We start from the raw sequence: 14,202 nt of genomic DNA on the forward strand, positions 1-14,202 counted from the left end.
ATGAAGCAAGCCGCCCTCGTTCTCCTGCTCACCGCAACGGCGCTGGCCGGGGCCGAACCCATCGGCTCGGTCGACACCGCCTTCAAGCTGATCGGCCCCGACCACAAGGTGGTCGTGGATGCCCATGACGATCCCAAGGTGCAGGGCGTGACCTGCTATGTGTCGCGCGCCAAGACGGGCGGCATCAAGGGCGCCATCGGCCTGGCCGAGGACAAGGCCGAGGCCTCCATCGCCTGCCGCCAGGTCGGACCGATCACCATCAGCCAGGCACTGCCGCGCCAGGAAGAGGTCTTCAACGAGCGCATATCCCTGGTCTTCAAGCGGCTGCGCATCGTTCGCATGGTGGACGCGTCGCGCAATACCCTGGTCTACCTGACCTACTCCGACCGCCTCATCGACGGTTCGCCGCAGAACAGCGTGACCGCCGTACCGGTCGCCCGCGAAACCCCCATCCCCATCAAGAAATGACATTCACTGCCGCCCTGTTCGCGCTGATGCCCATGCAGGCGCTGGCCGCGGCGCTGGTGCTGATCACGCTGATTGGCTGGCACGGCGCGAATGCCGGCGGCCGCTGGGCCCAGGTGGGCATGGCAGCCCTGGCCCTGGGCCTGGCCATGGCGAGCCCGACCCACGGCGATCGAATGGCTGTGCCGACCCTGCACAGCGTCGGCCTGGCCGTCATCAGCCTCGGCCTGTCCGCGCTTTGGTGGGCCTTGGGCTTGTGGCTGACGCCGCGGCCGGGGCGCTGGGTCATGGCGGCTGCACCGTTGGTGCTGGGCATTGGCCACGCCCTGTTGGCGGACGAGCATGCCGTCGGCCAAACCCTGGCTGACGCGGTGCTCGGCGCCCAACTCGCCTGGCTGGGCGTGGCGCTGATGCTGCCGGGCCGCAGCACGGTGCTGCAGGGCCTGAACAGCCGGCGCTGGCGCCTGCTGGGGCTGGCCGCCGTGCTGCCGCTGCTGGCAGCCATGCTGGGCCGCGCCGCCACCACCCTGCTCGGCGACACCGCGCCGTGGCCCGACCTGCTGCTGGCGCTGGCCGGCCAGCTCGCCCTGCTGCTGGCCCTGCCGATGCTGCTGCTGGCCTGGCGGGGCCAGACCGAGGCCGAGCTGGCGCGCCTGGCCCAGACCGACGGCCTGACCGGCCTGGCGGACTGCAACGCCTTCACCCAGCGCTCGGTCGACCTGATCTCCATGGCGCGCCGCTACGACGAGCCCCTGGCCCTGGTGGTGCTGGACCTGGACGACTTCGCGACCCTGCAGGCAGAGCGCGACATGGATTTTTCCGATCGCGCCCTGGCCCTGTTTGCCAGCTGCATTCAGGCCCAGATGCGCCTGGGCGACCTCGCCGGCCGCCTGAGCGGCGAGCAGTTCGGTGTGCTGATGGCGCGCTGCCTGCCCGAGGGCCCGCAGGCCCTGGACCAGCGCCTGCGCAAGGCGCTGGCCGAACGCGCACCGGCCGAGCTGGGCATGGCGCTGTCCTTCAGCGCCGGCTGGGCCAAGCTGCGCCCCGGTGACCGCGGCCTGGCCGACCTGCAACGCCGCGCCGAGACGGCCCTTTACGAAGCCCGGCGCGCCGGCAAGGGTCAGTTGATGGCCGAGCCGGGGGTCCAGGACTGACATGAAGCCTCTCGTCCAACGGGTACGTTGGCCGGGACCGCTCTGCGGCCCTTGGCCGCAGAGCTTCGGCAGGCACAGGCCGTCCACAGGACGCCCTATGTCCGGCCTCAGCCCCCGCGGGGACGGCGATGCTTGCCGGCGCGACCGGCAAGCACATCGCCAGCGCGGGCCGGCTAGGGAGCGGCCCGTCGCTCGTCCCGCAAGTCTTCTGGGATGGAGTCACCGAGATGTCCACCTCTGACAACCTAGTCGATGAATGGGTCGGCCACAACCTGCTGGCCACCGACCCGGCCTTGCTGGCCGCGCTGCGCGAGGCCGCGCCGCAGGCGGTTGAGCCGCTGACGCGCTATGGCGCTGAGCTCGGCAGTGCCGAAACCGCCCAGCTGGCCCGCGACGCCAACCGCAATGGCCCGCAGCTGCGCCAGCTCGATGCGCGCGGCCGCCGCGTCGACCTGGTCGACTTCCACCCCAGCTGGCATGCACTGCTGGCGATGTACCGCCGCCAGGGCCTGGTCGCCGACGTCTTCGCCACCGACACGCCCGGCCGCTGGGCCCAGTTCGCGGCCGGCTGCTATCTGCATGGCCAGGTCGAGGCCGGCTCGCTGTGCCCGGCGACCATGACCCAGGCCGCCATTCCCGTGCTGGCCAAACAGCCCGAGTTGTTCGCGCCGCTGCGCGACAGGTTCTTCAGCCGTGAGCACGACCCGCTGGACCGGTCGCTGACGGAGAAACCGTCGATCTGGGTCGGCATGGGCATGACCGAGAAACAGGGTGGTTCCGACCTGCGCCGCGTGATAACGCAAGCCGTCGAGCAGACGGACGGCAGCTACGCCATCACCGGCCATAAATGGTTTTTCTCGGCGCCCAGCAGCGACGCCCACCTCGTGCTCGCCCGCACCGAGGCTGGCCCGACCTGCTTCTGGCTGCCGCGCTACACGCCCGACGGCAGCCGCAACGCCATCCAGGTGATGCGCCTGAAGGACAAGCTCGGCAACCGCAGCAACGCCAGCAGCGAGGTCGAGTTCCACGGCGCCTGGGCGCGGCGTCTCGGTGAAGAAGGCCGCGGCATCCCGACGCTGATCGAGATGGCCGGCTACACGCGCCTGAACTGCGTCATCGGCAGCGCAGCGCTCTTACGCGCCGGCCTCGTGCAGGCGCTGCACAACGCCCGCGAGCGCTCGGCCTTTGGCCGGCACTTGGCCGAGCAGCCGCTGATGCAGACCGTGCTGGCCGACCTGGCGCTGGAGAGCGAGGCCGCGATGCGGCTGATGCTGCGCCTGGCTCGGGGCTTCGAGAGCAACGAGCCCGGCTGGCAACGGCTGATGACGCCGGCCGCCAAGCTCTGGGTCTGCAAGCGCGCCATCGAGTGCACCGGCGAGGCCATGGAGTTGCTCGGCGGCAATGGCTACGTGGAGGACGGTGTGCTGGCGCGCCTGTACCGCGAAGCACCGGTCAACTCGATCTGGGAGGGCTCGGGCAATGTGATGGCCCTGGATGTGCTGCGTGCCGTCGCCCGTGAGCCCGACGTGGCCTTCGCACTGCTCGATGCGTTTGACGAGAGCACGGACGCCCCGGTGCGCGCCGAAGCCCAAAGCCTGCGGCGCCTGCTGACCGGCGACCCGACTGCGCTTGAATCCCAGGCCCGCCGCGTTGCGCAAGGCCTGGTGTTGTGCGCCCAAGGCCTGCTGATGCGTGAGCAATCGTCCACCATTGCCGCGGACGCTTTCATCGCGACCCGCTTCGGCGGCGATGGCCGCCTTGTTGGCACGCTGGCCGTGCCGCAGGCGGCGCGGATCCTCGACGCGGCGCTGGTTGGCTAATCGCCGAGGTAGCGGCGCACGATGCGCGCCTGGGTGCCGTCGCGCTCCAGCGCCTCGCTGGCTTCACGGTAGCGCTGCACCAGGGCCGCGTCGACCGAACGCCTGCTGAACATCAGCTGCGCGGGCTCATGCGGCACCACCACGGACGTGGGCACGATGCGGCCGGCCAGGCCCAGCTCGCCCAGCTCCCAGCGCGCCGTCGCCTCGCTGGCCAGCACGCCATCGACGCGGCCGATCTCCAGCATCTGCCACAGGCTGCGGCGCGCCGAGGCCTGGGTCAGCGTGGCGCGAAAGGCCGGGTCAGCGAGCAACTCGGCGTAGTCGGGGCCGTAGACCACCCCGATCTGCACGCCCAGCTTCAGGCCCTGCCGCCAAGCCTCTTTCAGCCGCGTCGCGCTGGCGAAGTCGGCCTCGCGACCGGCACGCACGAAGAGGCGGTTGGCCACGGCAATGTGCTGTTCGACCCAATGCGCATAGGCCTCGCGTTCGGGGCGGTGCAGCGCGCCGGGCAGCAGGTCCAGGCGGCCGGCCTGCAACTCGACCAGGGCGCGTGCCCAGGGTAGCTCGACCCAGACCGCCCGGCATTGCATGCGCTCCAGCGTGCGCTCGACCAGTTCGGTCTGCATGCCGATGAGGTGGCCCTGCCCGTCACGCATGCTGTAGGGCGGGTCGGGGTTCCAGCGCACGCGCAGCTCGCAGGCCGACGCCGGCAGGAAGGCAAGCGCAAGGCAGGTCAGGCTCAGGCGCAGCAGGGACAGAGGCGACAGCACGCCCGCATTCTGATCGAGACGGCGCAAGGCCCGTGCTTGTCAGCCAGCTCCGACAGGCCGCCGCGACACCGGCCGATACACGCCGCCCCCGCCCCTGGCGATGCTGGGCGCGCCAACTTCAGCCGGAACCTCCCATGACCATCGAAGCCTCGCTGCAGCACAACTCCCTGGCCGAATCCAGTCCGCACCGCCCCTTCTGGTCAGCGCTGACGCGCCTGTGGTCGCCGGCCGCCACGTCGAGCGAGGCCGAGCTGGGTTATGAATGCGCGCTGCCCTGGACCCTCGGCGAGGACGCGCCCAGGGACAGCGGCGAACCCCGCTACTGAATCAACCCGTTCTTCAGCGCGTAGTAGGTCAGATCGCTGTTGGTCGCCAGCTTGAGCTTCTCGAGCACGCGCGTGCGGTAGGTGCTGACGGTCTTGACGCTGAGGAACAGCGCCTCGGCGATATGGCCCACGGTCTCGCCCTGGGCCAGGCGCAGGAAGACCTGGAACTCGCGCTCCGACAGCGCCTCGTGCAAGGGCTTGTCGGGCGCATTGCCGGCGCTGCCGCCACCGACCACGCTGTCCGCCAGTTGCTCCGCCACCGCCGGGCTGATGTAGCGCCGGCCACGCGCCACCAGGCGGATGGCATTGGCGATTTCGTCGGGATCGCATTCCTTGTTGAGGTAGCCGCTGGCGCCCTGGCGCAGCAGCGTCGTCGCGTAATGCGCCTCAGGAAAGCCGCTGAGGATCAACACCGGCAGTTCGGGGAATCGCGCCTTGATGGCGGCCAACGCGTCCACGCCGCTCTGGTCGGGCATGGAGATGTCCAGCAGCAGCACGTCGACCTCGCCGCCACGCGCCATCTCTAGGGCGTCGTGGCCACTGGCGCCTTCGCCCGTGACGCGCAGGTCGACGTGGTCGGACAGGAACTGGCGCAAGCCGGTGCGCACGATGGCGTGGTCGTCGACGATGCCGATACGGATCATGATGAACGCGGTGTTGAGGGATGGCCCAGCGTAGCAGTCCGCAAGGCGCGCCGCGATACCTTCAGTCCTACATCGACGCCGGCCGAGTCCGACAGGGGGCCGCGCTTCGGGACTATGCCGCCCGTGGTGGCGTGCCGCGATAGTGGCTCCAGCGGCTCCGTGAAGCCGCCATCCAAGGAGAACTGCAATGCTGAACAAGTCCATCCTCACTCTGGCCGTCGCCACCGCTCTCACGGCCACCCTGGCCGGCACCAGCGGCTGCGCCGTCACCCGCAACCAGGAAACCGTGGGCGCCTATGTTGATGACGCCGCGTTGACCACCCGCGTCAAGGGCAAGTTCGCCGCCGACCCGACCGTCAGCGCGATGGCCATCAGTGTCGAGACGCTGAAGGGCACGGTGCAACTGTCCGGCTTCGCCAAGTCGTACGAGGAAAAGGCCATGGCTGAGAAGCTGGCCCGCGAGACCTCCGGTGTCGTCGCCGTGCGCAATGACATCGCCGTGCGACACCCCAACTGAAGACCGCCGCTGAAGGACTTCCAAGGGAGTTTCCCTAGGAGAAGTCCTACAGCGCGATGCGCTGCCGGCACTGCCGGCCCGACGCGGAAGCGGTCCATACTTCAACCTCATCATCCTCGCGCCGCCGTCGGGCCATGCCAGCACTCAAAGCCTTCATCGTCGAAGACAGTCCGGTGATCCTTGAGAACCTGATTGCGACGCTTGAGGAACTGGCTCAGGTCGAAGTGGTGGGCTCGGTGGCCGATGAAGCCAGCGCGGTGCGCTGGATGAGCCGCGATCCCGACGGCAATGCCGATCTCTTCATCGTCGACGTCTTCCTGCGTTCCGGCACCGGTCTGGGCGTGCTGCAGGCCGCCCAGCAGCTGGGCATCCGAGCGCGGCGCGTCGTGCTGACCAATTACGCCACCGAGGAAATGCGCCGGCGCTGCGCCAGCCTGGGCGCGGAACGGGTGTTTGACAAGAGCCGCGAGCTCGACGACCTCATCAGCTACTGCGCCGAACTGGCCGAACATGCCTCATCAGCGCGCCCTGCAGCCGCGGCCAGTTGAACGGCTGCCCGTGCTGCGTCATCTCGATCCCTGGCTGGAAGGCGCCAGCCGCAATCGCGGTCTGGCCGTCGGTTTCGCGGCACTGGCAGCAGCCGCCGTCATGGGCGTCAGCGAGGCCGCCTTCTGGGGTGCTGACGAGGCGCTGAACCAATCCCAGGCCCGCCACCAGGCGCGCAACGACGGCCTGCGCCTGCGCGAGTTGCTGACCGATGCCGAGACGGCGCAGCGCGGCTATCTGCTGACCGGGCGCGACGATTACCTCGCGCCAATCAAGCTGGCCGAGCAGGAGCTGCCCAATGTGTTGTCACGGCTGCGCGGCCAGTACGCCAGCTCCGAATGGGAGGCCCTGGTGGCCGACGCGAGTCGGCGTGCCAGCGAAAAACTCTCCGAACTGCAGCTGGTCGTCAAGCTTTACCGCGACGGGCAGGACACGGCCTGGCACGGGCTGGTCGAGTCCGACATCGGCCGCGAGAAGATGCAGGCGGTGCGCGACGCCGTCGGCCAGCTCGATCAGCACGAACTGACGCAGATTGCCACCGAGCGCGACGCCGTCGTGCGCTCGCTGAACTACGGCCGCATCGGCGTGCACGGGCTGACGCTGCTCAGCCTGTTCGGCCTGGCCATCTTCCTGCGCCGCAACGAGGCCCTGCACGCGGCCCGCCGTGAGCACGCCCAGGAGCTGGCGCTGGAACGCGACCGGCTGGACCGCGAGGTGGCCCGCCGCACCGCCGAGCTGACCGAGCTGGCCCACCACCTGCAGACGGTGCGCGAGGACGAGCGCGCCCATCTGGCCCGCGAGCTGCACGACGAGCTCGGTGCGCTGCTGACGGCCGCCAAGCTCGACGTCGCGCGCATCCGCCGCATGACGCGCACCGCGGCGCCCGAGATCGACGAGCGCCTCAAGCACATGAGCGAGCTGCTCGACCAGGGCATTGCGCTGAAGCGCCGCATCATCGAGGACCTGCGCCCATCGGCCCTGTCCAACCTCGGCCTCATCCCGGCGCTGGAGATCCTGACCCAGGAGTTCGCGCAGCGCTCCGGCCTGCAGCTCAGCCTGGAGCTGATGGAGGCCCCCAGTGACGAGGCCAGCCGGCTGGCGATGTACCGCCTCGTGCAGGAGGCGCTGACCAATGTGCTGCGCCACGCCAAGGCCAAGCACGTGCGCGTCTCGCTGGCCGAATCGGATGGCTGGCTGCAGTTGCACATCCGCGACGATGGCCAGGGTTTCAACCCCGAAGCGGTGGGGGCCGGCCACCATGGCCTGCTGGGCATGCGCTACCGCATCGAAAGCCTGGGCGGCACGCTGCAGCTGCTGTCCGCGCCCGGCCGCGGCACGCTGGTGCTGGCGCGCCTGCCGATGCGCGAAGATCCAGAACCCGAGCCAGCCCCCGTGACCGCGCCCGGCGAACTGGGCAGCCCCAGCCCTTCCTGAAGTCCTACAGGCCAAGCCTGCCCGAGCCGACATGGCGCCGCATCGGGCGCACCCAAACTGCTCCCGGGCGCCGCACCGACAGAGCGCGCGGTAACCGTCTCAGACGCAGCCAGGAGGGCACCATGCAATTCCCGCGATCACCGCATGCCGAGGGCTGGCACACGCAGATGCCGGCACCGCCGGTACCCGACATGTCCATCATGTCGCGGGACGCCGACGCGCTGTCACCGCCATTGCACAGCCGCCGCTTCCACGCAGCCGCCATGCTCGTCGCCATCGCGGCCCTCGGGGCCAGCGCCGGCGTGGACATGGTCGACGACCCGCGCCCGCTGGACGTGCAGCTGAGTGCCGTCATGCACAAGGCGGCGGACACCCTGCACGGCTGGCAGCAGCAGCTGTCGCGCGGCCTGCAGGTGTCGCTGCGCGCGGTCGCGGACGGGCGCGACAACAGTGCGCCGCCGGCCTCGACACCCGATGACGCCACCATCGTCGCCAAGGCCGAAGCGCCGGCCGTTGATGCCGACGACCGTGACCAGCCAGTGCGCGCCGACGTGGCGCCGCAGCCGCCCCGCGAGCCGCAAGCACCCGCCCGCTGAGTTCAGGCGGGCATCGTCTCTTCGGCCGCAACCAGCAGCTCAGCCAGTGGCTGGGGCCGGTGGAGCAGGAAACCCTGCACCTCGCCGACGCCCAGGCGCACCAACTCCAGCAGCACCTCGGGTGTCTCCACGCATTCCGCCACCGTCGTCAGGCCAAGCGTCCTGGCAACGTCGACAAAGCTGCGCACGGCCACCTGATCGAGCGGGTCGGTCATCAACGCGCGCACGAACTGGCCGTCGATCTTCAGCAGATCCACTGGCAGCGCCTTCAGATAGCTGTATGAGGAGGCGCCGGCGCCGAAATCGTCCAGCGCGATGCGCACACCCAGGGCCCGCATCTGCTGGATGAAGCTCGCCGCCTCGCCGAGCTGGGTGATGACGGCCGTCTCGGTGATTTCCAGGCACAAGGTCGCGGCACGCGTGGGGCCTAGCGCCGTCAGCAGGGCTCGGGCTTCCTGGTGGTAGGCCGCATCCTGCAGCGTCAGGGCCGACACATTGATGGACAGCGACGCGACCTCCGGGGGGCCGCCGCGCTGCAGCAAGTCAACCGCCTGCCTCAAGACCCAGCGGTCCAGTCGCGGCGCGAGATGGAAGCGCTCGGCCGCCGGCATGAAGGCGCCGGGCAACACACGGCTGCCGTCGCGCTCGCGCAGGCGCAACAGCAGCTCGCCGCGCAGCCGGCCATCGTCCTCACCCTGGGCCGGCAGCACACGCTGCAGGTCGAGCTCGAAGCGGTCCTCGTCCAGGGCCTGTTGCAGCCGCGTCGCCCAGCGGTGCTCGCTCTGGTGGGCGCGCAGCGTGGCGTCATCGGGCGCCCACAGCTGCACGCGGTTGCGGCCCTGCTCCTTGGCGATCATGCAGCAGGCATCGGCCTCGCGCATGGCGGCATCGGCATCGGGCCAGCGCCCATCCAGCGGGGCCACGCCGATGCTGGTACCGATGCGAAACCGTTGCTCGCCGTGCACATAGCGGTACTGGTCCATCGCGTCGCACAGCTTCTGCGCCACGTGCAGGGCCTCGTCGAGCGAGCAGTTTTCCAGGATGGCCGCGAACTCGTCGCCACCCAGCCGGGCCACCGTGTCGCGGCCGCGAACGCCGGCCTCCAGGCGGCGGGCAACCTCGCGCAGCACCTCGTCGCCGGCGGCATGGCCACAGTGGTCGTTGACGAGCTTGAAGCGATCAAGGTCGAAAGCCAGCAGCGCATGGTGGCTGCCATCGCGCTTGGCTCGCTCGAGCGTGCGCGCCAGGCGCTGACCGAACTCGACGCGGTTGACAAGGCCGGTCAGGCCGTCATGGCTGGCACGCCAGCGGATCTCGTCGAACTGGCGGCGCTGCTGGGTCACGTCGCGAAAGACCAGCACGGCACCGAGTACGCGGCCGTCGGCATCACGGATGGGCGCGACCGAGTCGTCCACGGCGCGCAGTTCGCCATCGCGGCTCAGCAACATGGCACCGGCAGACAGGCGCGTCGGCCGGCCGGTGGCCAGGCAGCGCTGCACCGGGTCGGCCAAGGGCTCGCCGTTTTCCTCGCGCTGGGCCAGGAAGACATGGCTGGCCGGCTGACCGCGCGCCTCGGCGGCAGCCCAGCCCGTCAGCCGCTGGGCGACGGGGTTGAGCCAGGTCACGCGACCGAGGGCATCGGTGGTCAGCACCGCATCGGCGATGGATTGCAGCGTGACCTCCAGCAGCTCATGCTGCTCCTGCAATTGCTGTTGCAACCGGCGAGACTCGCTGACGTCCCAACAGACGCCCGACAAGCGCAGCGGCCGGCCGCCGGCATCGCGCAGCACCCGACCGGCGCTGCGCAACACATGGACGCTGCCATCGGGCCAGCTGACCCGCCATTCGCCGTCCAGCTGGGGCCCGTCGCGCAGGGCCGCCCGCACGGCCATGACGGCGGCGCGGCGGTCCTCGGGATGCAGGCGCTTGCGCCAGTTCGCGAGGCTGGTGCGCTGGCCACGCGGCGGCTCGCCGTGCAAACGCCACATGGCGTCGTCCCAGGTGAGTTCGCCATGGCGAGAGTCCCGCAGGTCCAGATTCCAGACGCCAATGCCGCCGCTGTGGGTGGCCAGGGCCAGGCGCTCCAGCGTGCGCTCCAGCTCGGCACGCACCTTGGCGGGTTCACTGACGTCCTGCATGACGACACCGACACGCCGGCCGGTTTCGTCTTCGTCATGGCGACCAACCACGCGCAGCACGCGGTGCCCGTTCGGGCCGGTCTCGCACGGCAACTCGACATCCCAGCCCTCGCCGTCTGCCGCAGCGCGCTGCAGGGCCGCGTCCAACATGGCAGCACCATCGGGGCCGAAACGCTGCAACAGGGCTGCCAGCGTCGGCACCTGGCCAATGGGCAGGCCAAGCAACTCGCAGGCCGAGTCGGACACCGTCAGCTTCTCGGTGCCGGCCTGCCATTCCCAGGCGCCGACGCCAGCCAGGCGGCTGCAGCGCTCCAGGAAGCGCGCGTTCTGCGCCAGCGCGAGCTGCGCGGCTGACACCGAAGCGGCGAGCACATCCCGCGGTGCCTCGTCTGCGGGCACACCCGTCTGCTGGGGTTCGCTCATCGATGCTGCTCCGACGCAAAGACGGGCAAGCATCAAGCCCACAAGAGCGGGGCCGCGTCGGCAGGACGGGCAAGGACTTGTAGGACAGGGCCGCATCCACGCGGGCCTACCGCTTGTCCTACAAGCACCGCGGCGGCGCACTGACAACCACCTGCCCCGGCGGGGCGTTCACTGGGTGCAGCGGCACCGCCGCATTCCTCAGGAGAAATCCCATGACCACCCGTCGCAACCCCTTCGCACACTGGATCGCCCCGGCTCTGCTGGGCGTGGCTGCCATGACTGCCCTGCCTGCCGCCCGGGCCGCGGACGTCGGCGTCTCCATCGGCTTCAGCCAACCGGGCGTGTACGGGCGCGTCGACATCGGCCGTTATCCGCAACCGGTGCTGCTGGCGCCCCAGCCGGTCATCATCGGCCGCCCGGCCTACCGCGCCCAGCCGGTCTATCTGTGGGTGCCGCCCGAGCACCGCCACAACTGGCGCCGCCACTGCGGCTATTACGGCGCCTGCGGCGCACCGGTCTATTTCGTCGAGGACGGCTGGTACCGCCAGAACGTCGTCGTCTACCGTGACCGCGACGGGCGCCGTGACGACTGGCATGACCGCGGCCGTCACGACCGCGGCCACGGACACGGGCACGGCCACCGCGACTGATAGCTCGCAAAAGGCCACGCCGGACCTGCAGTTCCGGCCATCGCCAGCGGGCTCGGCGGCCTAAAGTCGGGTCAACCCTGACCGTTGTGCCGCCTGTGCGGCTGGCCCGGATGCCCGACTCTGCTGACCTTTCCTTCCCAATCCCGCTGACCCCGCCGCCGGCCCCGCGCCGGATTTCGGCCTATGCGTGGCCCATGGCCCTGGCTCTCGCTGCCTGCGGCGGGGGCGGCGGCTCCGCGCCCAGCGAAGCGCCCGGCCCGCCGCCGCCAGCGGCCACGCCCAGCCCGCTGCCCATGCCGGTCCCGGTGCCAACGCCCAGCCCCTCGCCTTCGCCCAGCCCGTCGCCAAGTCCTGCACCGGCGCCCAGCCCCGCGCCCAGCCCGAGCCCGAGCCCGAGCCCGAGCCCGAGCCCGAGCCCGTCGCCCGCTCCTTCGCCGACGCCGACGCCGACACCGCCGCCCCCCCCGCCGCCTCCTCCGCCACCACCACCGGTGTCCGGCATCGTCGCGGCGGGGCTGGCGCTGAACAGCGCCACGGTGCGCGTGCTGGACGCGACCGGCAAGGCCATCGCCACCGGCAAACCCGTCACCGCCGCGACCGGTGCCTACGGCCCGATTGCACTGAGTGGCGACGGCCCCTTCCGCGTCGAGGCCTGTGGCAGCGTCGCCGACAAGCCAATCTGCCTTTGGGGTGCCACCAGCAGTGGCGGCACGCTGCATCTGACGCCACTGACCAGTGCCATCACCGTGCTGGCCAGTGACCAGGCTCCCGAGACGCTGATGACCGGCGCCGTGCAGGGCCTGGGCGACACCGCCCTGGCCGGCGCCCAGACCCGCCTGCGCGCAGCGCTCGCGCCAGCCCTGGCCGACGCAGGCCTGGCAAGCGACTTCGACCTGCTGGCTGGCGCGCTGACGGCCGGTTCGCACACCGGCTACGACCGCATGCTGGACACCGTCGCCGTCGGCCTGGGCGCCGACAGCAAGGCCTTCGTGACGCTGACGTCCCGCCTTGGGGCAGGCACCGCCTATCTGGAGACCAACACGACCCAGGGCAGCCTGGGCTTCGACGCCGCGGCGGCGGGGGTGGACCTGACCGGCCTGGATGCGCTGTTCACCAAGCTGATCACGGCCACGGCCAACATCAACAACTGCCAGAGCAAGTTGATCGGCCTGGAGTCCATCTTCGACGCGAATGCGCGTGCCAGCGTCGATGCGATCTCGGCGCCCTTCATCGGGGCCAAGGACGCGGCGCAGCTGGTCTGCCTGCGCATGAACGGCATCCTGGGCGAGGGCGAGGTCATGTTCGGCGGGAAGCTGCTGCGCTCCATGCTCGGCCGCTGCGACTTCGGTGTCGGCGACCCGCTGTGCCGCGTCGGCTTCGTCTATCAGAACGCCGCGGGCTTCCAGCGGCGCTTGGGGCTGGAGCAGGCTGCCGTGAAGCGCCCCTCCGGCTGGACCTTCCTTGGCAACCGCCTGGAGGTGCAGGCCACGGCCGCCGCCCGCCTGGTGCTGACGCGCCGCGTCGACAGCGCGGCACCGGACAGCTATGCGCGCTATCTGGATATCAGCATTCCCGCTATCAGCGCCAGCGGCGGGGGTGTGCTGCAGTGCGCCCGGGTCAGCCAGAAGGACGCGAGCGGTGCCGATGTGCCGCTGGCGCTGTTCAAGAAGGCCGGCGCTGGCGGCTATCTGAGCCTGTGGAGCGTCAGCAGCAGCGACGGCACACCCAGCCTCGATCCGCTCAGCGGTGCCACGCGCGGCAACAACATCGTCAGCCTGCCGGTGCCTGCGGGCGCTGCCGGCGACGCCGTGGCGCGCAATTTCGTACGCGCGGGCCGCAACCTGAAGATCGAGCTGTTCCAGGACGGCGCCTGCGGCACGCCGCTCGGCGGCCTGGATGGCGACAGCCTTGGCATTGAACTCGCCGGCCAGTTGCCCATCGCTGCCGCCACCCAGAGCGGCCTGCCCTGGCCGGCGCTGGTGGCCAAGGCGATCACCGACCTGACCGGGATGAAGGGCGCCGTCAACGCCAAGATCAGCTACGGCCCGACGTGGACCTTGCCGCGCGGCGACCTGATGCCAGACCGCGCCCTGCTCTGCACCGACACGGCTTGCAACAGCAAACTGGCCGACCTGGAACTTGGCGTCACAGCCAAGGGCGCCTTCGCCACCGGCGCCTCGCTAAGCGCAACCGTGGGCAACACGGCCCTCAATGTCAACAGCTACAAGCTGCTGCGCATCATCGGCCGCATGCCTGATGGCCTGGTATTGCAGTTGGACAGCCAGTCCTGCTCGGCGCAGACCTCCGGCCTGCCCTGCTGAGCCAGGGCCTGTTAACACTACGGCAACGGGTCGCGTTGTGGCCAGAAAGGGCGCGAGCAAGGCGCAAAGCGGAGTCGGGTTGGACACCCGGCGAGCATTTGCAACGCCGCGCGCGGCATTTCTGGCCACAACCCGAAGGGAAGGCCCGCCGCCAGGGGCCACTCGGCGTTGCGCCACWGGCCCGCACATGAGTGCGGGCGGCGTGCCGCGCCTTGATTGGCCCTGGCGGCGGGCCTTCGCGACCCATTGCCGTAGTGTTAACAGGCCCTAAAAGAACGGGCGCGGCAGCCGGTGGACCGGCTGTCGCGCCCGAGCCATCACCGCCTCATCGCCGCGGCTCGACAGTGGACGGCCAGGGGCGACACGGGCAAGGCGGTCGTGCTCAATGCATAAGCCCT

13 protein-coding genes are annotated in these 14,202 nt (G+C 70.3%); 10 read left to right on the top strand and 3 right to left on the bottom strand.

Translation table 11 applies throughout. From position 1 onward, the window contains the following. The 3 genes from ACXJKM_RS11655 (at position 1) to ACXJKM_RS11665 (ending at position 3,439) form a co-directional block, all read left to right on the top strand. Positions 1 to 468, top strand: a complete 468-nt coding sequence (locus ACXJKM_RS11655; RefSeq protein WP_457322824.1) for a CreA family protein — start codon at positions 1 to 3, stop codon at positions 466 to 468. After that, positions 465 to 1,619, top strand: coding sequence for a GGDEF domain-containing protein (locus ACXJKM_RS11660; protein ID WP_457352483.1), 1,155 nt, complete (start codon positions 465 to 467; stop codon positions 1,617 to 1,619). Before ACXJKM_RS11655 ends, ACXJKM_RS11660 begins: the two co-directional genes overlap by 4 nt. A gap of 227 nt (positions 1,620 to 1,846) precedes the next feature. Beyond that, on the top strand, positions 1,847 to 3,439 hold the full coding sequence (locus tag ACXJKM_RS11665; RefSeq protein ID WP_457352486.1) for an acyl-CoA dehydrogenase family protein: 1,593 nt from the start codon (positions 1,847 to 1,849) through the stop codon (positions 3,437 to 3,439). On the opposite strand, the gene ACXJKM_RS11670 is transcribed toward ACXJKM_RS11665, so the two are convergent. Next, the gene (locus ACXJKM_RS11670; protein ID WP_457352487.1) at positions 3,436 to 4,236 is read right to left on the bottom strand and encodes a substrate-binding periplasmic protein; all 801 of its coding nucleotides are present in this window, start codon (positions 4,234 to 4,236) and stop codon (positions 3,436 to 3,438) included. The genes ACXJKM_RS11665 and ACXJKM_RS11670 overlap by 4 nt on opposite strands. Before the next feature lie 107 nt (positions 4,237 to 4,343). Here ACXJKM_RS11670 and ACXJKM_RS11675 point away from each other — a divergent pair, with 107 nt between their 5' ends. Next, positions 4,344 to 4,535: a hypothetical protein gene (locus ACXJKM_RS11675; RefSeq protein ID WP_056204975.1), complete on the top strand. Its 192-nt coding sequence runs from the start codon at positions 4,344 to 4,346 to the stop codon at positions 4,533 to 4,535. Here the strand turns inward: ACXJKM_RS11675 and ACXJKM_RS11680 are convergent. Beyond that, positions 4,529 to 5,179: a response regulator gene (locus ACXJKM_RS11680; RefSeq protein WP_056204980.1), complete on the bottom strand. Its 651-nt coding sequence runs from the start codon at positions 5,177 to 5,179 to the stop codon at positions 4,529 to 4,531. The genes ACXJKM_RS11675 and ACXJKM_RS11680 overlap by 7 nt on opposite strands. 187 nt (positions 5,180 to 5,366) lie before the next feature. Here ACXJKM_RS11680 and ACXJKM_RS11685 point away from each other — a divergent pair, with 187 nt between their 5' ends. The 4 genes from ACXJKM_RS11685 to ACXJKM_RS11700 all read left to right on the top strand — a co-directional run bounded on the left by ACXJKM_RS11685 (position 5,367) and on the right by ACXJKM_RS11700 (position 8,272). Further along, positions 5,367 to 5,696, top strand: coding sequence for a BON domain-containing protein (locus tag ACXJKM_RS11685; RefSeq protein ID WP_056204983.1), 330 nt, complete (start codon positions 5,367 to 5,369; stop codon positions 5,694 to 5,696). A gap of 134 nt (positions 5,697 to 5,830) precedes the next feature. Continuing rightward, complete coding sequence (locus tag ACXJKM_RS11690; protein ID WP_056204985.1) at positions 5,831 to 6,244, top strand: response regulator transcription factor; 414 nt, start codon at positions 5,831 to 5,833, stop codon at positions 6,242 to 6,244. Further along, complete coding sequence (locus ACXJKM_RS11695; RefSeq protein ID WP_457352488.1) at positions 6,207 to 7,676, top strand: CHASE3 domain-containing protein; 1,470 nt, start codon at positions 6,207 to 6,209, stop codon at positions 7,674 to 7,676. The genes ACXJKM_RS11690 and ACXJKM_RS11695 overlap by 38 nt, the downstream gene beginning before the upstream one ends. Positions 7,677 to 7,798: 122 nt before the next feature. Further along, the gene (locus ACXJKM_RS11700; RefSeq protein ID WP_457352489.1) at positions 7,799 to 8,272 is read left to right on the top strand and encodes a hypothetical protein; all 474 of its coding nucleotides are present in this window, start codon (positions 7,799 to 7,801) and stop codon (positions 8,270 to 8,272) included. 2 nt (positions 8,273 to 8,274) lie between these two features. Here the strand turns inward: ACXJKM_RS11700 and ACXJKM_RS11705 are convergent, their stop codons facing one another. Then, the gene (locus ACXJKM_RS11705) at positions 8,275 to 10,833 is read right to left on the bottom strand and encodes an EAL domain-containing protein (protein ID WP_457352490.1); all 2,559 of its coding nucleotides are present in this window, start codon (positions 10,831 to 10,833) and stop codon (positions 8,275 to 8,277) included. A gap of 212 nt (positions 10,834 to 11,045) precedes the next feature. Here ACXJKM_RS11705 and ACXJKM_RS11710 point away from each other — a divergent pair, with 212 nt between their 5' ends. Together ACXJKM_RS11710 and ACXJKM_RS11715 are read left to right on the top strand one after the other, a co-directional pair. Continuing rightward, entirely contained in the window at positions 11,046 to 11,483 is a 438-nt protein-coding gene (locus tag ACXJKM_RS11710; RefSeq protein WP_457352491.1) for a hypothetical protein, read from the top strand. 491 nt (positions 11,484 to 11,974) lie between these two features. Next, positions 11,975 to 13,804 (top strand): hypothetical protein, encoded by a 1,830-nt coding sequence (locus tag ACXJKM_RS11715; RefSeq protein ID WP_457352492.1) that lies wholly within the window; start codon positions 11,975 to 11,977, stop codon positions 13,802 to 13,804. Positions 13,805 to 14,202: the final 398 nt, after the last annotated feature.

Source organism: Roseateles sp. P5_D6 (assembly GCF_054049415.1).